General features: G+C 59.4%; 16 protein-coding genes and 1 pseudogene. 5 read left to right on the top strand and 12 right to left on the bottom strand.

Annotated elements, in window-relative coordinates; genetic code table 11:
- The first annotated feature begins 11 nt into the window (after positions 1-11).
- Both AC1RL8_RS18955 and AC1RL8_RS18950 read left to right on the top strand, forming a co-directional pair.
- Positions 12-869 (top strand): hypothetical protein, encoded by an 858-nt coding sequence (locus tag AC1RL8_RS18955; protein WP_492685833.1) that lies wholly within the window; start codon positions 12-14, stop codon positions 867-869.
- A gap of 122 nt (positions 870-991) precedes the next feature.
- A complete protein-coding gene (locus tag AC1RL8_RS18950) occupies positions 992-1,870 on the top strand; it encodes a hypothetical protein (protein WP_492685834.1) in 879 nt (292 codons plus the stop codon).
- Between the two features lie 143 nt (positions 1,871-2,013).
- Here the strand turns inward: AC1RL8_RS18950 and AC1RL8_RS18945 are convergent, their stop codons facing one another.
- Positions 2,014-3,720 (bottom strand): HNH endonuclease, encoded by a 1,707-nt coding sequence (locus AC1RL8_RS18945; RefSeq protein WP_492685835.1) that lies wholly within the window; start codon positions 3,718-3,720, stop codon positions 2,014-2,016.
- Between the two features lie 241 nt (positions 3,721-3,961).
- Between AC1RL8_RS18945 and AC1RL8_RS18940 the strand changes: the two genes are divergently transcribed.
- Complete coding sequence (locus tag AC1RL8_RS18940) at positions 3,962-5,773, top strand: ATP-dependent nuclease (protein WP_492685836.1); 1,812 nt, start codon at positions 3,962-3,964, stop codon at positions 5,771-5,773.
- Between the two features lie 155 nt (positions 5,774-5,928).
- Here the strand turns inward: AC1RL8_RS18940 and AC1RL8_RS18935 are convergent.
- From AC1RL8_RS18935 to AC1RL8_RS18885, 11 genes and pseudogenes are all read right to left on the bottom strand, one after another.
- A pseudogene (locus tag AC1RL8_RS18935) lies at positions 5,929-6,063 on the bottom strand (ATP-binding protein); the annotation flags it as partial.
- A gap of 131 nt (positions 6,064-6,194) precedes the next feature.
- The gene (locus AC1RL8_RS18930) at positions 6,195-6,767 is read right to left on the bottom strand and encodes a hypothetical protein (protein ID WP_492685837.1); all 573 of its coding nucleotides are present in this window, start codon (positions 6,765-6,767) and stop codon (positions 6,195-6,197) included.
- A complete protein-coding gene (locus AC1RL8_RS18925) occupies positions 6,764-7,306 on the bottom strand; it encodes a hypothetical protein (protein WP_492685838.1) in 543 nt (180 codons plus the stop codon). The genes AC1RL8_RS18930 and AC1RL8_RS18925 overlap by 4 nt, the downstream gene beginning before the upstream one ends.
- Positions 7,307-7,348: 42 nt before the next feature.
- Positions 7,349-7,810: a 3'-5' exonuclease gene (locus AC1RL8_RS18920; protein WP_492685839.1), complete on the bottom strand. Its 462-nt coding sequence runs from the start codon at positions 7,808-7,810 to the stop codon at positions 7,349-7,351.
- Positions 7,811-7,819: 9 nt separating this feature from the next.
- A complete protein-coding gene (locus AC1RL8_RS18915; protein WP_492685840.1) occupies positions 7,820-8,068 on the bottom strand; it encodes a hypothetical protein in 249 nt (82 codons plus the stop codon).
- A 508-nt stretch (positions 8,069-8,576) separates the two neighbouring features.
- On the bottom strand, positions 8,577-9,479 hold the full coding sequence (locus tag AC1RL8_RS18910) for a plasmid partitioning protein RepB C-terminal domain-containing protein (RefSeq protein WP_492685841.1): 903 nt from the start codon (positions 9,477-9,479) through the stop codon (positions 8,577-8,579).
- Positions 9,476-10,372: a plasmid partitioning protein RepB C-terminal domain-containing protein gene (locus AC1RL8_RS18905; protein ID WP_492685842.1), complete on the bottom strand. Its 897-nt coding sequence runs from the start codon at positions 10,370-10,372 to the stop codon at positions 9,476-9,478. The genes AC1RL8_RS18910 and AC1RL8_RS18905 overlap by 4 nt, the downstream gene beginning before the upstream one ends.
- Positions 10,369-11,880: a recombinase family protein gene (locus AC1RL8_RS18900; RefSeq protein ID WP_493196588.1), complete on the bottom strand. Its 1,512-nt coding sequence runs from the start codon at positions 11,878-11,880 to the stop codon at positions 10,369-10,371. Before AC1RL8_RS18900 ends, AC1RL8_RS18905 begins: the two co-directional genes overlap by 4 nt.
- A gap of 231 nt (positions 11,881-12,111) precedes the next feature.
- Positions 12,112-14,433, bottom strand: coding sequence for a phage/plasmid primase, P4 family (locus AC1RL8_RS18895; RefSeq protein ID WP_492685843.1), 2,322 nt, complete (start codon positions 14,431-14,433; stop codon positions 12,112-12,114).
- Positions 14,430-14,741, bottom strand: coding sequence for a helix-turn-helix transcriptional regulator (locus AC1RL8_RS18890; RefSeq protein WP_492685844.1), 312 nt, complete (start codon positions 14,739-14,741; stop codon positions 14,430-14,432). Before AC1RL8_RS18890 ends, AC1RL8_RS18895 begins: the two co-directional genes overlap by 4 nt.
- 127 nt (positions 14,742-14,868) lie before the next feature.
- Positions 14,869-15,597, bottom strand: coding sequence for a hypothetical protein (locus tag AC1RL8_RS18885; RefSeq protein ID WP_492685845.1), 729 nt, complete (start codon positions 15,595-15,597; stop codon positions 14,869-14,871).
- Positions 15,598-16,394: 797 nt separating this feature from the next.
- Here AC1RL8_RS18885 and AC1RL8_RS18880 point away from each other — a divergent pair.
- On the top strand, positions 16,395-17,072 hold the full coding sequence (locus AC1RL8_RS18880) for a hypothetical protein (protein WP_492685846.1): 678 nt from the start codon (positions 16,395-16,397) through the stop codon (positions 17,070-17,072).
- A gap of 570 nt (positions 17,073-17,642) precedes the next feature.
- Positions 17,643-17,999, top strand: a complete 357-nt coding sequence (locus tag AC1RL8_RS18875) for an HNH endonuclease (RefSeq protein ID WP_492685847.1) — start codon at positions 17,643-17,645, stop codon at positions 17,997-17,999.
- Positions 18,000-18,048 lie beyond the last annotated feature (49 nt).

The following is an 18,048-nucleotide window of genomic DNA, read 5'->3' as shown; positions in this document are numbered from 1 at the left end:
AGCACGCAAAAATGATCAAGAGCACGAACCTCATTACCCAGGCCCGTCATCGTACTCTCGTTACCGTGGTCGCCATTGGCGTGCTGGCCGCGACAACCCTGGCAGGCTGCAGCAAGCCTCCCGCCTGCGGCGACGACGCCACTTTGAAGCTGGCTCAGGAACTGGTGATCGAGAACGTCACTGCTGGTCTCGGGAACTACGCCAAGGACGATCCCGATGGCTGGATGCGCAAGTACCTAGGCAGCCTCAAGATGGAACTGACCCGCATCGTCAGCGAGGGGTACCACGCCGATGCCAAGAAACAGTCCTGCCGCGCGGCCATGGAGCTCAAGTCCCTCTCAGGGGAGACGCAGGAGGTGGCCGTCGCCTACGCCACCCAGATGACCGAAGACCGCGACGCACGGTTCGTCATTGAGGTGGATGGTGCCATGCCGCTCATCAAAGCCATGCAAGAACAGGCCCGCGAATACTACCAAGCCAACCGCTGGGCTGGGGATTGGAGCGGCACTTACACCTGCGGCGGCATTCGGCAAGCGCAGGAAGGCCCGCAAGGTCCCTTTGTGCAGCGCGTCACGCTGACGGTGAAGGGCAACGAAGGTCGCATGGAACGCACCACGCAGGGCGGTGGCTACGAGAAGCTCGGCGGCAACTTTGTTCTCGACGAGCAAGGCAACACCAAGCTGGGGATCGCCGGGCCTGGGCAAAACACACCTTCGGATCAGTGGGTGGCGGAGTTCGAGGGGCCAGTCGAGGGAAACCGCACCCGTGCCGCCGGCGTCATTCGGTTTCGCAAGAGCTACCCCAGCGAACCCGAAGTGGTCATTCGCGAATGCAAGCTGGATCTGGCACTGCACAAGCCCAAGACCTGACGTAGCCATCCTGCACGCGCGCAAAGCGCCGCACTGGCCGAGGGGCTGGTGCGGCGTTTTTGCTTTCCCGCCTTCATTTCATTGCTGCCGCTCACATGCGCGCGGCGTCACAGATAACTCCCATGAATGCTCTACACACGCCCGCCGACAGCGGGCCGAACGCTGCTGTCCGCTTGATCGGCATCGGTGCTTCGGGCCGGCGCTTTGTTCAGCACTTTCACAGCCACATCGAAATGCCACCGTACACGCCGTTGGCAGACCTGTTGGACCAGAAGCCGAACTACATCGAGATCGATGCAGGCGAAGCGCTCCCCGTGGTCGAGCAGGTCGATCTTGAGAATGCGTGCATTCTTTGCTTGGCCTTTGGTTTCGACATGACATCCGCCGAGATCGAAGCGGCCATGCTCTTGGTCTGGCGCATGTGGGGGCGGGACGCCCATGCCATCGGCATCGTGCTTGGTGCGAACAATCACCTGTTGCCGGACGACGGCTCGACGCTCGGCATCCTCTGCGATTCGATCGATGCGCGTATCGACATCGCGCAGCCGGCCGATGCTGTTGAGCTTGAGCCTTTGCAATGGTTCTATGTGGGGCTACAGCGCTCGGTGCTGGAAGGGCTCTCGATTCTGGGGCCGGCCTGGGATCACTCGGATGTCGTTGAAACCTTGGACTTCGGCCAGGTGCAGTTCGAGCTCTTCACGCAACCACTGGACGAACCCACACATTTGGACGCAGCGATGGTGGCGGTCTTGGAGGACCTGAGCGACCGGGGAATCTGGCTTGAGCAGGTACTGGGCGCGGTCTTGGTGCTGTGGGCCCCCTCCGAATACCAACTCACGGTGCGTACGGTACGCGGCCTGGGGCGAACCCTGGGCGAGGCGCTAGGAGAGGGGGCGCTGCACCTCACCATCCGGCTGCGCAGTCGACCTGCAGTGGATGACCAAACCGCGTATCTGACGCTGGTGGTGAGCTTGCCGCGAGCAGCGGCGGCCCATCGGTAGACCGTTCTAACAGACGCCCATGGCACTCGTCATGGCGCAGCACTTCGATCCAGCGCCCGCGTTTGCGACGTTGCTCATTCACAAGAACCCATCCCCGCAGCATTCACATGGCGAGCAAAATCATGAAAAGAGTGCGCAGCGATTCATCGAGGCGCACGTCGTTGGGTATCGATGGCCTCGCGAAGTTGTTCTAGGGTCAGCCATGGCTTGCTCGCGTGGACCACTCGGTGGCATGTTGCGCACAGCAGTGCAAGATCCTTGAGCGCGGTCTTGCCTGGCTCAATGAGCGTGTGCAGAGGCTTGGTGTGGTGTGCATCGATGACGCCATCGGCGATTCCGCCATACTTCTGCACCGCGTCGACGCCACATGTTTCGCAGGCGAGCTTGCCGGTCTCCCTCAGCACTTTTTCCTTCTTGCGCTTGGCGATCTTTGGGTCTCGCTCGCGCGTGCGATGCAGCCGGGTGAGCACACGGCCCTCCGTTGCCGTCTGCTCGTCCTCCTCGTCTGTCCACGAGCCCTGTGGCACCTGTTGAGATTTGATTGAGGCGCAGATGGCCGTTGCGATCTCCTGTAGGCGCTCAGGGCAGTCGGCAAACTCGTTCCAGACCACCTGCTCCTGCTTGCTGCCCCGGCCTAGCCCAACCTTACCTCCGGTCGTGTATTGCGGATCGAAGCGGCGGAAGTTCATGATCTTCATGTAGACGCCATTTGGATTGCGATAGGTGCTGTTGCGCTGTGCGTCCAAAATCTCGCCGAGTCGGACGAGTATTGCGGAGAGTTCAAGTATTTCCGGTGAGTGCTTGCCAGGCGGGCTTTGTCGATAGCGCAGATACAAGTCTAGTGCGAGGATCAACTCGTCGCGGATCCAGTCATCGTTGGGCAGGATCTTCTCCGTAGGCATAGTCCGGTCGGCTCCTAGTTCGAGCGAGCCGAAGTTTGCAGCCCATACCTTCAATTTGACCTCGGCGGTGGTCACCGTAGTTTCCCAAATGACCTTCGACTTTGCGGGTAGCTCACGAGTCGCCTTCGCGATCCGCTCGAAATCATCGGACACCCACACGCGCTCCCGCGCGGCTCTTGCCATGCCGACGATCGGAAATGCCCAGGAGCGTCCCTGGTCTTGCCAAGCAGCAGCGAAGGGCGTCGTGGCCGTGAGGCCCAGTGGGGGCAGGCCCAGCTCATAGCAAGCGAAGTCGATGCGGGATTGAATGTTTCCGACCGCACGGCCGGATTTGGCTGGCTTGTCAAAGTGCTGCGCAGACGCCGCGTCGCTATTGGTGAACGGAGCGATGAATCCCTTGCCCTCTACAGCGCGTTTCGCGAACCAGGCTAGCATCCGATCGGTGTGCTGTTGCGTCTTTCCCTCGGCCTCCGCAGGCGCCTCGGGCCAGCGATTAGGAAGGCCGAGCGTCTTGCGAGAGAACCACAGCGCGCGAGGTGTGAACTCCTCAGGGTGGTCGAGCACGATCTGCTCATAGGCGAGGTCTTCAAGGTCGGCTTCCACCAGCGTCTCGTAACCCCGCGTAGGACGGATTTGGGCGACAGCGACTTCGACCGCGCCTAGAAGATTGCGATGCTTGAGCTGGTCGAGAGTCCGGCCGGGGTACTTCTTTTTCGCGCGCATGAGCCCGACGTACTCGCCCACGGCCTCCACGATCCTGCGTTCGGCAGGCGTAAGCGACGAAAGCTGCAAACCAGTGCGCTGCTCGATGTAGAGGATCGCAAGCTCAGTCGACCGGTGCCGTAGGGCAGTTTCGAGTTCGTTGGTGAGCCGGCCTTTCTGCTTGGCGTTCTCTTCGAGCTGCTTCAAACCTTCCCAGCTCGCGACCGAGCTGACGGTCTTCTGCAATCCTTGGTCCATGCAAACCCCTAAGTCAACACCATAGGCTACTGCATATGCGAGAGCTTCCGAATAGGGTTAGCCGTAGGTCGGGAGGCAGTTCGTCGCCGCAACACTTGTACTACCGCTAAGCGTGAAGGAAGCGTCAGTCAGACCAGTTCACCGCAGCGGACTCCTTCTTATAGGTTGTTGGCGGTTTCCCTGAGAGGTAACTGAGCCCGCGTCCGTAGCATAGGCCACGGAGGGGCATATGCAGATCGTAGAAATCGATATCAGACACTTTCGGTCGTTGAAGAAATTTACCTGGGAGCCGCAGCGTTCGAATGTAATTTGCGGAATTAACAGCTCCGGAAAGTCGAACATTCGCAGAGCGTTGCAGTTCGCTTTTCGGGAGAGCTTCGACCCAGCCAAGGCCAACGAAAATATTTGTGTCGACAGCCTCGGTCCTCGGACGGCCGCGAAGATCTCGTTGAAGTTCGATAAGCCGACTCCAGCGATCGCTGCTGGTCTCGGTATTCCGCCAAGCGACGAATTCACTTACACCATCCAGGTGCGTCGGAGCGGATCTGTCACCGCGAGCATCAACTCTGTTCAGCTTAGTGAGCCGGAGCGGCTCGCGTTCCTGTCGGAGGTAATGATTGTCTACGTGCCGCCGCTGCGAGACCTTGCGGCAAACGGCTTGCAGCCTTTCCTCACGACGCTTACGGCCGCGCTGTTGAAGATGCGTGCGGCTCAGTCGTTCAACGCTCGCGCTAAGGCGCTCATATCCGTCGTCCGAGAAAAGGGAGCGCAGCTGTTGCAGGCGACCCGTGACATGACCAAATCTCAGCTTCGAGTCGATCAGCTTCTGGTCGATGTCGATTCCGTCGATCTGAGCCAGGCTTTCGCCGGAATAGGACTGAAATTCAAGATTGGGGTGCGCGAGTATTCGTTGGAAAAGCTCGGCACCGGGCATCAAAGCGCAGTGATTCTCGAGCTGTATCGCCAGCTCGGAGAGACCTCTAGCAAGTTTGTCCTATACCTGTTCGAGGAGCCAGACAACCACCTCCACCTAACCTCGATGAGGGCGATGGTCGATGATCTAGAGCTTTGCGCGAAGCGGCTGAACTCCCAAGTCTTCATGACCACGCACTCCGCACACATGCTCAATATGTTCCCGATCGAATCACACCTATGTTTGACGACGGAGAACAGACTGACTGAGAGGCGACAGCAAAACATCCGAAGCACAGAAAAGCAGATGAGGGATGCGGTCTCTCGTAGCGGGCTGACCATCGCGGAGGCCATGCTCTCAAGGAAGGTCTTGTTGGTGGAAGGACCCGGTGACATCACGTTATTCCGTACATTGATTGAACTTCAAACTGGAAAAACGGCGGAGCAGCAGGATATTCACATCGTTTCCGGGGCGGGGAAGGGAGGGGTCACGCCGCTGGCTGCCGTCCTTCAGGAGCTCGGGGCGAACTATGTTGCCGTCTTCGATTGGGACGCTTCTCAGGACACGAGTTTTCCAATGTTCAAGACGCTCACTGGGCCAGCGCGAGCGGCGATGATCGCCCAGCTCACGACAATCGCTGCGGAAATGCGCTCGTTGTCACCGAAGAAGAAGACAAAATCGCAGAAGCTTGTCACAAGCATGGTAGAGGAGCTGCAGAATCCTCCCGCGTTCGTCGCCGATTTCAAGCGTTCTGAGCTTGGAAAATTCCTCGCTGAAGTGCGTCGTATGAATCCTGGCCCCGTGGATGCCGTTGGTACGCTTCTTAGGAAGGGCGTGCGCCAATATCAGCCTGAACTCGAGAAGCACGGCGTTTGGCTTTGGAGTGCAAGTCCGGAGGAGATCTTGATCCCCGACCACGCTGCGGAAGTCGTGGCCGCTGGCGAGCTGGTTGCGATGGGCGCTCTCGCCGCTCTTCCGGGTGTGCAGAACTATCGTGACACCGTCATCAACAAGGCTCACGATCTGGCGCATGAGCCCCAGCGGCAGGTCCGATTGATTCGGAAGCTCTGGGATGCGGGTGTAGTGAAAAGAAATGAGATCAAAAACGCCGTCAAGTTTTGCCTTTGACGCTGTCCTCGGCCGATCCTTACTTGGATATCGCGGCGGCCTGATTCTCGGTGGAGTTTCTTTGGTGCTTCGTAGAAATGCGGGCGTACTGGTGTCAAGCGACATCAGCAACTAACCCCCTGGCGACATGAAGAACCGACCCCCGGGGTTGTTGATTAATCTGTTGTGACTGTGGACTCGGTGGCTGCCTGGCCTGTCAACCCAGAGCTGCGTTTCGAGCGAAGCCGGTAGCTGTCGCCGCGGATCGTGATGACGCGACTGCGGTGCAGCAGCCAGTCCAGGATGGCCGTGTCCTTGCCCAGCGCGACGCGCTGTTGCAGTGCAAGGACCGCGAGATTGCACTGCGCGAGGCCAAGATCGACAAGATCACTTTCGAGCTGGCCAGGCTCAAACGCTGGAAGTTTGGCGAATTCCCGTGCACTTATCCTTGCTTGGAAGGGCTTGTCGAGGCGCCGGAATGAAGCTCCCATGTCTCTTGCGTCCTCTGGAGGTAGTCGTCAGCCGCGATTCGCGCCGCATCGCGACTGCGGCCCTCGCGCCGAAATCGCTTGCTGAGTTGCTGGTGGAATCTTCGGTCCCACCCAGGTGGTGCTCCCGCAGGAACTTCGACTAGCAAAGCGGGGTTGAAGAACCCTTCGGACACCTTGCTGCCGAAGCACGACGGCTGCAGGTACACCGCACGCGTCGCCAGAATGCCGCTCACCAGCCCACCCTGTCTGCTCACATTGAACTGGACCGTGATCTTGTTCGGCACCGGCCGTTGAAAATCCAGCATGAGGTAGACGTGGCCAGAATCTAGCAGGCGCCATGACCAGACGCTACCCACGTCGCCCGGCGGTACTTGCGACTGCAGCTTGCAAAGCTGTGCGAAAGGATCGCTCTCCTCTGCGTGGACAATCAGACATGGAAGCATCCGTCCGCCGTTCCAGCTCGGGTGCGACAACAGGCCATCGGCAATCACGGGTCGGACGTTCACCAGGGTTTGTACCTTCATGCATCCATCCTTCGCATTAGGTGGGCGGACAGGGTGCACACCCTCTCGTCGACAAGGTAGGCATTCAGTTCGTAGCGCTTGACGTCGGCCGGCAGCAGGCCTTTCGGCAAAGAGAAGCGCATGATGCCGTTCGCGGTCGCTTTGGCCCCGATGTGCGCGGGGCACACGAGAGCGAGGGATTCTGTTTCGACTCCCTTGGTGGGCGCCAGCAGAACGTGCGACGCCCCCTGCGACATAAAGTGCAGCGCAAGCTCCACGCGCACGATGGAATTAGGATGGGTCGCCTTGTTCACGTAGGTGCAGTCGAAAACTGCCTGCAGCAGGCCGTTTCGCGTCTGTAGGTACGTATCGTTGAGGTAACCATCAACATTTGCGTCCCGGGCTTTCGCATCTTCAAGCGCGAGTCGGCGCGTTGCACGTGCCTGGAGAATGGCGATGCCCGCCCAAACTGCAGATGCCACGGCACCGCCGGCCGAGACCGCCGCTATGAAATTCTCGGGCTTAACCAAAGCAGCATATAGGTCTGTAAGCGATTGCATCCCTCAATGCTAGCCCAGCAATCGAGGTTCTCAGCGCGGGATTCAGCCTTTCAATCTGTTCGCTGGATAGCTGCTTTGCGTGGCGGACCGGTGGAGGGTTAATTTCGCCGCCTTGCTGGTCATGAAGCGCGACTCTTCGGCAAAGATGTGGCTCGCGTGTCGGCTCCACATTGGGGCATGGTGCAGCCATACGCGGTGGCGGGCGCGTGTCACGGCCACATACAGGAGCCGGCGCTCCTCATCCAGTTGCTCTTTCGACTTGTTCCGGCTGTCGGGTAGCACGCCGTCCGTCACACCGACCACGAACACGTAACACCATTGCATGCCCTTGGCTTGGTGAATCGTCGTGACGGTGACCGCATCGCCCGCCACGTCCTGAAGGACGCGCGCATTCAGTTCGGCGACGGACCCAAAGGCTCGGCACATGGGCTGCCAGTTGTTTAGGTGGGTGCGCAAGTCCTTGTCGGCCCGTACGCCTCCACGCAGGCGCAGGTACGCTTGCACGCAGCCCATTTAGCGCGTTTCCAGATGGCGAGAATGGGCCGCCGCCACCTTGGCGGTCTCAGATACGAAGGTGTCCCACGGTTTGGCCCTACGCCCGTCAACTAGGTCGTTGGTGCCGATCATGTCCTCAAGCACGAGGCCCAGTTCATCGCGATACCGCATCCGGCGGGCACGCACACCGGCACCACTGCCAGCGGCAAGAGACGGATCGGGAACATGCTGTTCGACCGCATCGACCACCCGAATCAGTTCCAGCAACCGCTCGTCGAGCGCGGGGCCGGCACCGGCACCACCTAGCGTGCGTGGACCTGGACCTGGACCTGGACCTGGACCTGGGCACGATCCGCTCACGTCAGTGGCTGCGACGCGCCGTTGTCTGGAGCTATCTATCTATGGATGGCGCGAAAGCTTGCACAGATGAGGTGGTCGATTCGGGTTCTATTCCGACATAGTGAAGAGCCATCGTGAAGCCGAGCTGCGCCCACTCCGGAGTAAGTATCCCTGGCTCGTATCTGTGCCGCTGGTCGCCTCCTTGCCCACTGCCACCGGGTCGGCTCACAATGGCTAGACAGGCCATCGCCGACCAATTCCAACTCTTCTCCGTGAGCGGGTCCGTCGATATACACGCATCTCATGTTTGCTGCCTCTGCGGCTTCCCGCTGCCAAAAGAGGACATGCTAGCTTCATGCTGAACGAGCATTGATAGCGGTTTCCCATGCTTGAAGGCCAAGCGTGCACTCTAGCGTGATTGCGACGCCCAGGCCTTCTATTGAGAGGGCAACTCCTTGATGTCGGCAATGCGTTGAAGCTGCTGCAGATATTCTGGACGGGTCTTGGCCAACCATCGGAGCACCGCGACGTTTTCTAGCAGGGTTGTACCGATATGGGTCTTGATGATCTCCAGTTCCAGGCTTACTGGCCCATATCCTTCCTCAAGTAGGCGCGTGTCTGCCTGCAAGGCAGCTAGCTCGCGCTCAAGACGCTGGAGCGCTTCAGTCGGACCGCCATGCTGCGACTTAGCGGCGGCCTCCTCAGTCAATTGACTAGCGGGGGTGTTTTGCAGCATTGCCGTGGCTAGTTTGACCGAGTAGTTGCCAAGATTGACCATGGCTTGTGCCACGTCGATCTGTCGGAATGGCTTCATTTGCTTGAGGATGCGGAACATGCCAGACGTTGCCGGCTTCTCCGCCAGCAACGCCACGGCTTCGCTGCAAATTCCATCCAGCAATTTGAACTTTTCGCGAATGGCTCCTGGCGAAAGATTCAACGCTTCCGCCAGTTGCTGCACCGATACACCTCGTTCAGCTGCTCGCACGATCATGCGATGCGCCTGTACGACAGAAAGGCGGTTCACCCGCTTGTTGTAGGTGTAGCCCTCGTCATCGGTCGAGACTAAGCACAGCACTCGCTGCACCCCCAGACTCCGCAACGCCTCCATACGCATTCGTCCGTCAAGCACAATGAAGGCGCCCGTGTTCTCGCGGTCTAGCGCCACGACCACCGGTTCAACCAGCCCAATTACCTGCACTGAACTGCGAATCTGGCAATACTTGACTGACTCCTTGATACCGGCGGGCAGGGGCGTCGGGCTGCGAATCTGGTCTAGGGGAATATCTACGCAGTCACGCTCGAATCCCAAGCGGACCACTTTCGGTGGCATCTTTGTCATCGCCCCAGCCCTCCGCGTGGAAGAAGGTCGGCCAGAGGCAGCGGAACACTGCTGAGCTTCTCTGCCTTCAACAGCGCACAGAATTCCTTGTCCGCAAACAACTCCTTGAAGATCTGCCGAGCTAGGAGCAAAGACTGCTGTGCGTACTCGGCCTTTTTCTGAATGCGCCGGTGCATTTCCCCGTCCCGCTTGTAGAGCTTTGTGAGCTCCTCCGGCGTCATCGGCTTCCGAGAGGGAGCCCTCGAAAATCTGTTGCTCCCCTTCTTGCCGCTTCGAGCTCGCTGCTCCAGTATCTTGCGTACGACTGTGATCTTGCGGCCCTTGAGTTCCCCGCTCTCATAGGCATCGAGCAACAGCTGCTGCGCTTCGCTGTCACTGGCCCGGGAGATACTGACGGCCAAATGCAGGGGAATATGGCCAGCTTCCGCTGCCGCCAGCAGGCGTTTCTCACCACGCTCAAGTAAGTTGGCCACATTGTTGACCCAAGATGTTGTGCACCCCAACTTGACCGCGATCTCGCTGTCAGCGTAGCCGCGTTGTGTGAGCACACGAACCTGCTCCATGGTTTCGACTGCCCTCGGTGTGCGTCGGGCCACGTTTTCCACGATGCTCATGAGGTGGCCCGTCTTCTCGTCCACGTCCAACACCAGGGCTGCGATCTCTGTCTGGCCCAGCAACTTGCAGGCCTCTAGTCGACCTTGGCCGCAGACGAGCGCAAAAGGTAGCTCGCCATGACTCGGGGGAACACGGCGCAATGTGATCGGCCGCTTGAGGCCGACCTGTTCAATGCTATCGGTTATGGTCTTGTGGACCTTCGGGTTGCGGACGCGAGGGTTGACGACTGCGATCTCGGCGATGGGGATCATCTCGATACGCGGCGGTAGGGTTGTCATGCGGCCTCCTGCAGGGCCACTCGCCCTGCCAATTGGTAGAAACTGTCCAGGGAATCGACGCGATAGGCGTCCAGCGTGAAGCCGTTTTCCTCCAAGACAGGCATCTTTTCGGCGGAAAAGTCGATCGCTGGAAGCACGTAGTAGTCGTGTGCGTACCGATTGGAGGGATCCATGCGGGCCACCACCGTCACGTCGGGATGAAGGCTTGCGTCAAAACGGACAAGCCACCGGAACGACCCCGCTGGCGTCGGTTTGCAGCGCGCGACGACCAGCGATGTGGTGAACTCACCGTTGACAGTGAGTAAGTCGGTGGTGTCGTTGTGCGCGATCCAGCCACCCGCACGCTCGATACCGGCGGCCATTTCCTGGATTAGCTGAGGGTGGCGTCTGCGCAGCGCGCGGTTGATCTCCAGGTAGGCGTAGTCACGCCGAGGTGCATAGCCAATAAGGCTGTAAGCACGCAGCAAGCTGCCAAAACGGGTGCGATAGGCTGAGCTGGAGGGCGCGCCGTCATCTTCGTCGATCAAGATGCCCGATAGCGCGCCGTGCTGTGCCAGAGTCCGCCGCAACATCTCGAGCATCTGCCCATCGTCCAGATGCCGCGAGCGCGCCGCAATGATGGCTTGTGCTTGCATGAACATGCTCGCGGGGACGACTGCTTCAAACGCGCCGTCCCTGCGAACCCACTGTTCTGGCGGGTTGCGCATGTGCTTGATCTTGAGCTTGAACGAAGTACGGTTGTAGATGTTATTGCCGATGTACTTCTCGTTCGTCAGAATCTGGTGGATCGTGCCGCGCGTCCATGGCACGCCTGCATCGGACAATAGACCCTCACGGTTCAACACAGCGGCTATGACACGCTCAGGCATACCATCCTCCAGAAAGAGCCGGTAGATCCGGTGCACCACCGCGATTTCCTCCTGCGGACCAGGAACCAGGATGACGCGGTCCGTCTGTATGCTCTTTTTCTCGCCGCGCGATAGGAGGCCCTTGATGTTGTGCTGCTCGTCGACTAGTTGACGTCGCAGGCCGAAACCAGCGGGGCCCCCTTGTCGACAACCATGCCGGACGATGGTGCAGGCGCCGGCGAAAACCTTGACCGATAGCTCTCGACTGTATTCAGCCGCCATGCTGCGCTTCACGCTGATCATGACGCCCGAAGACATGGAGCCGTCGTTCTTGAACGGCTCTGCACAATAGATCACAGGTACGCCGTGGCTCTTGCAGGCATGCACATAGGCTGCGGCTTCGTCCGGATCGGGGAACCGTCCCCAGCGGCTGATGTCATATACGAGGATGGCTTGGAACCCCGGGGATGGCTGTTTCACATCGCGCAGCAGCGCCTGCAGCTCACTGCGGCCTCTGAGGTTCAAGCCGCTCTTTCCTGAGTCCTCGTAGGTCTTGACGATTCGCATGCCGTGCGAGATCGCGTACTCGGATATCGCGGCCGCTTGATTCTCGGTGGAGTACCTTTGGTGCTCCGTAGACATGCGGACGTACTGGGCCACCGGTATTCCGGCCTCCCTTGATTCCCCATCGGTGGCCACTTCGCCTCGATTCAGCACCGGCGCCTCCACCGCGACGACGTGCGCGATTAGGCGGACAAGGTATGAGAGGGGTGTGACAGGCCTGTGAAGATCGGGTTAACGCCGCTCACGGCCACATGAGGCCAGGGCATGCCTGCGCTCGGTCGGCATTGCGCCAACCGAGCGGGCACACCTCTTTCGCCGACCAGCCCTTTAGCCGTTGCGTCGGACGGGGGGCAAGGTCACGAGACGCAGACCTTCGAAGAAGCTGCCGCTGCTGCGGCGCTTGTGCGCGTAGCCTTTCTTCTCCATTCGCTGCGGGAACTCTTTGTTCGACAACGGCTTGCGCTTGGCCCCACGCGTGTACCGGGCGTAGCTGTCGTAGGCCTCGCTGGCTGCGATGCGACCATCGGCATCGGGCCGGCAGCATTCGTCGACCCATGCCTGCACAGAGTCGGCGCTGGCTTTCAGGGCCTTGAAGCAGTCGGTCACGGCCTTGCATTCGCCCAAACCTTCGCGCGCATATTCTGTGGCCCCGCGCAGCAGCCACATCAGGATGCCCGGGTGCTCTTTCTTCAGCTTGACCTCCAAGTCGGTGTCGGCGTTCTTGCCGCGAAAATTGGCCTTGAACGGCAACGGCACCAGACGGCGCCACATTGCCTGGTCACCGGCCTCGATCTCGGGCATCTTGTTCGTCGACAGCCACAGCTTGCCTGGCGGCGTGAACGTCGTTTGCTCGCCGTAGGTGGGTCGGGCCGTCACTTGATCGCCGCCAGCGAATTGCTTCACGAAGGCCTCGTCTAGGCCACCGCCCGACAGTTCCGTGCAGGCTACGAACCGTGCCCGTTGCAGCGGCGTCAGTGCCGGGCTCGGCGAATTGGGGTTGCCCGAGTAGGCCCGCGACAGCACATTCGGCGCGATCGCGTGCGCGTACTGGTCCAGCACTGCCTTGATCGTCCGCATCAACACCCCCTTGCCGTTGCCGCCCGAGCCGATCACCAAGCAGAAAATCTGCTCTTTCGCGTGTCCGAACAAGGAGTAGCCCAAAAGGCGCCGTAAGTACCGCGCGAACTCCTTGTCGTCGCAAACAACCCCTCTGATGACCCCGTCCCACAGCGGACAGGTGGCTGTCGGGTCGTATGCCACGGGGGCGCGAAAGGACATGCCATCAGCAGGAGTGGCCTCACGCCAGAGGCCGGTGCGCAGGTTGACCACGCCATCCTTGACAGCCAGCAGGTCGGGGTTGGTGTCGAAGGTGCTGGCGTCGATGAGCATGCCCGGGAGCAGCTGAGCGTGGTTCACGATGGCTTTCAAGCCGGTAGCCGTACCGAAACTGCGCAACTTTTCGGCAGCGCCACCACTGCGTGCCAGCTTCAGCGTCGCCACCATTTCGCGCGCTGCCATCTGGGGGCGGTGTGTACTCGGCTCCCAGATCGTGCCGTCGAACGCGAACCATTGACTCACCTTGGGGTCGTAGCGCAGCGTGTCACTGTGCAACTGGCAGAACTGCTCGGCCAGCGAAGCTTCGTCGAAGCCGCGCTGCTCGTCATGGGCTTGTTCCTGTTCCAGCTTCGCAAGATGGAACAGCGTGCCCAGCGTAACGCCGCCGCCCGACTTGAAGCCGCTCCACGTGCTGCGCTGGGTTTCGGGATCGTGCTTGGATGACTTGCGCGACCAGTCGTCCCAGACCGGGAACCCGGCATCCGATGCATCCCAGCTGTGCAGAGCCATGCCGACGCGCATCCAGGTATCGCGGTCGTCTGCGGGAATCGCGGCCAGCGCGGCGACGATGCGTTCGCGTTCCAGCTTGCGTCGGACGCTGGCATCGGGCGGTGGCGGCGGCAGGATGTTCGTCGTGGCAGGCGCATCCTCGTTAGCCTCGTTCGCTTTCGTCGCACCCAACTTCTTCAACTTGTCGGCGTCAAGCTTCAGACCCAATCCGTCGATGAGCTTGCACAGCTTCAGCGGCTTGGGATTCTTCGCCAGGTACACGATCTTCACCGGCTCCGCGTCGGGGTACTTCGGGTTGAGGGTGCCCGCCATGCGCATGACGCGACCGATGTCGCTCACGCTGGTGTCGGTGCCGAAGAGCTGGGCAAGCGCCGTCTGCACAGCGGAGAAGGCCCAGACGGGGCAATCGTCGATCAGCCAGTAGGCATGGAACTTGTTCTTCGAGCTGCGCACGATCATGTGAGGCTTCACTGGCAGCGCGCGCAGGTCTTTGACCGTCAACTTGCCTTCGTCCTTGTCGATGAAAACGGCGTTGACCTTGAAGAAGTTGTCCTTGACGCGTTTGCCCTCGCGGCTGCTGTTGATGGCCATGCACACGCTCAGTCCATCGGCGTTGCCTTCGACGATCTGCTTGTCGAAGTCCTTGGCCAATCGACCGTAGTGCGTCTGTGCGGTCTTGACCTCGCCCTTGTCGAAGAGTGCGAAGTGCGCCGGGTCCTTGCCGTGGAAGAACTGCTTGAACTTGCTGCGCGAGCCCTTGACTTCAGGATCGAGTAGCACTTTGCGACGGGATGCTCGGTTCATGCGTGCGCACCTCGCATGCCTTGAGTGTTCTGGTCGAAGGCCTTTTGCTTTTCGATGCGGGCATCACGCTCACGGATCCGGGCTTCGAGCCAAGCGATAACCTCGGCCTCGACCCAACCGACCGTGCGCGGGCCGCTAGGAACGGGGGCGGGGAAGTCGCCCGCATCCACGCGATTTGCGAGGGTGGACTTGCTCCAGCCGGTGAGGGCCAGGACCTTGGGGCGGCGCATGAGGGCCAGGGCCGCCGGAGGGACGACGAGGCCGGAAGGCATCACGTGCTGCGATGCCAAGGGGGAGGGGGTTGCCATGGAGGGGCTCCTAGAGTTGTTGAAAACCAGCGAGTGCTGGAAACCCGGAGCTTGATTTCTGGCCCTCAAAAAGAGGAACGGAGCCGCTGGGACTCCGTTTGACATGATTGTTTGAGTGTGCTTGGCTTTACTCGAAGTCGCCGCTCAGCGCCAGTCGCAGCTGTGTTTTGATCGCATCCAATTTCAAACCGGTCACCTTGAGGTCCTTGGCCATCACGTCGGCAATACCACCCATCGTCTTGGCCGTCAGGGTTCCATACCTATCCACCACCAATTGGACGAAAAGCGTTTGCATGTTTTGGCTCATCAGGGCTGCAATGGTTTTTGCCTGATCGCGCTTGGCCTTTTTGTTTTCTGGAATCTCATCATGCGCGCTCGAAGGAATGGGGATGTGCTTGACCGACCTTTCCAAATCACGTACTTCTTCCGGAATATCTTCTTTGTACTTGTCGCGCAGCACTTCAAAAGAACTGACAACATCTAAGTACCGGTTCTCCAAAGGGGTGCCAGCATCAGTTCCGGGATAGTAGGGGAGCGAAAGTGCCAAGCCAGTTTCGGGATGGGTGGTGAGTCGCCCTTTCAAAAACCGAGTGCGACGCTTGTAAGCGTTGTTGAATTTCTTGTCGTTTTCCTTCAGTGAATCGCGCAAATCGCTGAAAGGAAGGCGGCCTAAGCTGATCATCACAATGGCCCACATTTTCATGCACCGCGCACCGTGGAAATTGACGAGTCGAAGGCTAAAGTCATCACTCATCTGTTTTCGTGCCGCCTCCTTAGCGTTGGCTTTTGAGGTTGACTGATCTGGTAAGGCCTTCTTTTGATCGACCGAGGTTTCAAGGCTGGCGTCTTTTTTCATTGTTGATTGCTGAGGCTGGGGAATTGCTGCTGGAGAAAAGCAGTGCGCTAAGCTCTACAAAACGGACGTTTTATAGAGTTGTCTTTATCGATGAGGGTGATGGTGCGCATGTTCTTTTGATTGCGTCTGCCTCCCTTTCCCGAGGAGGGGAGGAGGGGGACCCGTGTGGTGTGTAGGCAGTGTAGGCTTTTTTTGTAATTCTTTAAAAAAGCATACAACCCTAGCCAGTGCTGCCTTACACCTCTGAGTTTGCCTACACTACCTACATTGCTTTCCCTGTCAAGGGGTGTTCAGGGTAAGGAGAGGTAGAGGCCGAATCAACAGAATCACTGTGTTTTCAATGGATCTTGAGGCGTTTCTCATAGAGCCCGTGTAGTACGAGGCTCTTGTCTGTCTCAACCCTCTTAGGCTCTCGGCTAGGGGACTAGGAGGGCTAGGAGTCCGTATCAACGTTGATCTGTATTCGTGCTGGCACATCTTCATGTCACGGGGGGGCTAAATATGGCTTTCAAAAGATCAAAAATGACTGTCTTTTGATAGGCCCTGCCTTTGTCCATTTGAGGCTGCTTTGCTGTCTGTTTTTTTCATCAGGGGGTTAATTGTTAGCATCAATATTGAGTCAACTGGAGTCCTTCTCTTCGGCGCCTAGTCGTCAGCCTGAAGGCTATTCGGCTGTTGATCAAAAAAGTGCTCGGAATGCTCTGGGCGGTCTAGACGGTTCAGAGTGTTTAGATGGATCTGGGAAATTAGAAGCCTCGAAGGATGACCAAATAGAGGACTTTGAGTTGTGGAGCGGCATGGCCGATGTGGGCGATAACTTGTTTGGTGCCGCAAAGCCTCTAATTCCTTCGCGGATGTTCAAGGAGTCAACATGCGAGCTGCTAATGTCCAGGGAGCGAATGGTGGTGATGGGCGAGTACAGGCTGCGTCCCTCAGATGACTATTTCGTGAAGACCGGGAGCCCTATTCCGAGGCCGGCCAATCCGACCGGCCCAGATGTGTGCGGCATCGAGTTAAGCCTGAAGTTCTGCCGGGGCTATCCGCAGGCCTTTCCGGGGCGCGAGCCGGTTCGCTCAAATCCGCATCTTGCGATTGAGTTTTCCATGTGGGGCTGGAGTGAAAGGCTGGCGCTGCTTGGCCTGCTTGCAGACCATCGTCGTCTAATCGAGCGCCTGTTGGACGTACCGGGGCTGCAGGTGACTACTGCGACTGGTGTTGTTGGATCAAGATCCAATCGGGTCGGCGCTGCATTCGAATGCTTGAGCCGCTATGCCGACGTTGCGACGGATGTTGATAGCAACATATCGATTGGCAAAGAGTTTTCAGCGGACGCGACTCAGGAGGAGCTGCTGGAGGCGCTGGTGCCGCTTTCGATCCTCTACGACGCGTGCTACGGCTACTGCAAGCCACGGAAAGCCAAAGACCGCCTGTTTGCGTATGCGGCCAGCCTTGCAGGCAAGACGGCGGCCTACTAGGTAAGCGCTCTGCCCGGATCGGCTGACGCAATCGGCCAGGGCCTCGCACAGCTTCGGCAAGTTACGGGCGCTCGACGATCTGCAGCACGTGATTGCGATACGGGCCGCCCGTGCCAAAGCTCAACAGAACAACGTCAATGCCTACCAAAAGAAAAATGGCTGCACTCGATGGTCGCCGCCGCACTGCTTCCAGCGATGCTGAGCGGACGCGCGAGTAGTTCACCGCCTTCGCTTCCCGTGGTCGGGACTAAGCCGCGAGCGACCCCACTGCCTGCCAGCGTGTCGCGGATCGAGCCGCGATCCTCGGAGGCCTGGCTGCGCTAGGTGCAAAGCTGCTTCGAAGCGGTCGACTCATTGTTGAGCAGCTAGACGCCGAAGTAGAGGTATTGCTGGGAATCGTCGAAAGTGACCGCGCTTTGATGACGCCGGCGCCGCGATACACTTCGGCCTGATCGGGGCCTGAGAACCTCGACAGCGCCGGCGCAACGCCGGCGCATCGCCAGTCGGCCAAGCTGCTGGTGCCCGAGCTGCGCCAAGCGTCAACGGGGGATCACTTCAACGTGAAACCTTATGACGCGCAAACTCCGCGCGCTCCGCGAGAGCGCGTTCTTGGCCCAGGGCCATCTTTGCTTCTACTGCCGGCACCCGATGTGGCGCAAAGGCGCGCCATCGTTCGCGGCGGCGCATGGCATCTCCTGCGAGCAGGCGGAAATGTTCCGGCTGACTGCCGAGCATCTGACCGCGCAGATGGATGACGGGCCCACCATCGCTTCCAACATCGTGGCCGCTTGCCGCTTCTGCAACCACGGCCGCCATGTGCTGTTCCCCGGTGCGGCGCCCGATCCCGAAACCTACTCGTCATTCGTGCTGCTCAGTGTTGCCGCTGGGCTTTGGCACGGGAAGGACGCCGGCGCAACCTCGGTTTGAGCCGAGATTCAAGCCTCTGGGGCAAGCGTGTGAAGCAACTACTGCCAAA

The sequence above is a fragment of the Variovorax sp. GW822-FHT04E09 genome (assembly GCF_058800845.1).
Note: the sequence above shows the minus strand (reverse complement) of the source record. Positions and strands in the feature narration are given on the sequence as shown.

What these genes read in the sequence shown, in the direction of transcription:
- AC1RL8_RS18955 (WP_492685833.1), top strand. Translation starts at nt 12, where the DNA reads ATGATCAAGAGCACGAACCTCATTACCCAGGCCCGTCATCGTACTCTC.
- AC1RL8_RS18950 (WP_492685834.1), top strand. Translation starts at nt 992, where the DNA reads ATGAATGCTCTACACACGCCCGCCGACAGCGGGCCGAACGCTGCTGTC.
- AC1RL8_RS18940 (WP_492685836.1), top strand. Translation starts at nt 3,962, where the DNA reads ATGCAGATCGTAGAAATCGATATCAGACACTTTCGGTCGTTGAAGAAA.
- AC1RL8_RS18930 (WP_492685837.1), bottom strand. Translation starts at nt 6,767, where the DNA reads ATGAAGGTACAAACCCTGGTGAACGTCCGACCCGTGATTGCCGATGGC.
- AC1RL8_RS18925 (WP_492685838.1), bottom strand. Translation starts at nt 7,306, where the DNA reads ATGCAATCGCTTACAGACCTATATGCTGCTTTGGTTAAGCCCGAGAAT.
- AC1RL8_RS18910 (WP_492685841.1), bottom strand. Translation starts at nt 9,479, where the DNA reads ATGACAAAGATGCCACCGAAAGTGGTCCGCTTGGGATTCGAGCGTGAC.
- AC1RL8_RS18905 (WP_492685842.1), bottom strand. Translation starts at nt 10,372, where the DNA reads ATGACAACCCTACCGCCGCGTATCGAGATGATCCCCATCGCCGAGATC.
- AC1RL8_RS18895 (WP_492685843.1), bottom strand. Translation starts at nt 14,433, where the DNA reads ATGAACCGAGCATCCCGTCGCAAAGTGCTACTCGATCCTGAAGTCAAG.
- AC1RL8_RS18890 (WP_492685844.1), bottom strand. Translation starts at nt 14,741, where the DNA reads ATGGCAACCCCCTCCCCCTTGGCATCGCAGCACGTGATGCCTTCCGGC.
- AC1RL8_RS18885 (WP_492685845.1), bottom strand. Translation starts at nt 15,597, where the DNA reads ATGAAAAAAGACGCCAGCCTTGAAACCTCGGTCGATCAAAAGAAGGCC.
- AC1RL8_RS18880 (WP_492685846.1), top strand. Translation starts at nt 16,395, where the DNA reads ATGGCCGATGTGGGCGATAACTTGTTTGGTGCCGCAAAGCCTCTAATT.
- AC1RL8_RS18875 (WP_492685847.1), top strand. Translation starts at nt 17,643, where the DNA reads ATGACGCGCAAACTCCGCGCGCTCCGCGAGAGCGCGTTCTTGGCCCAG.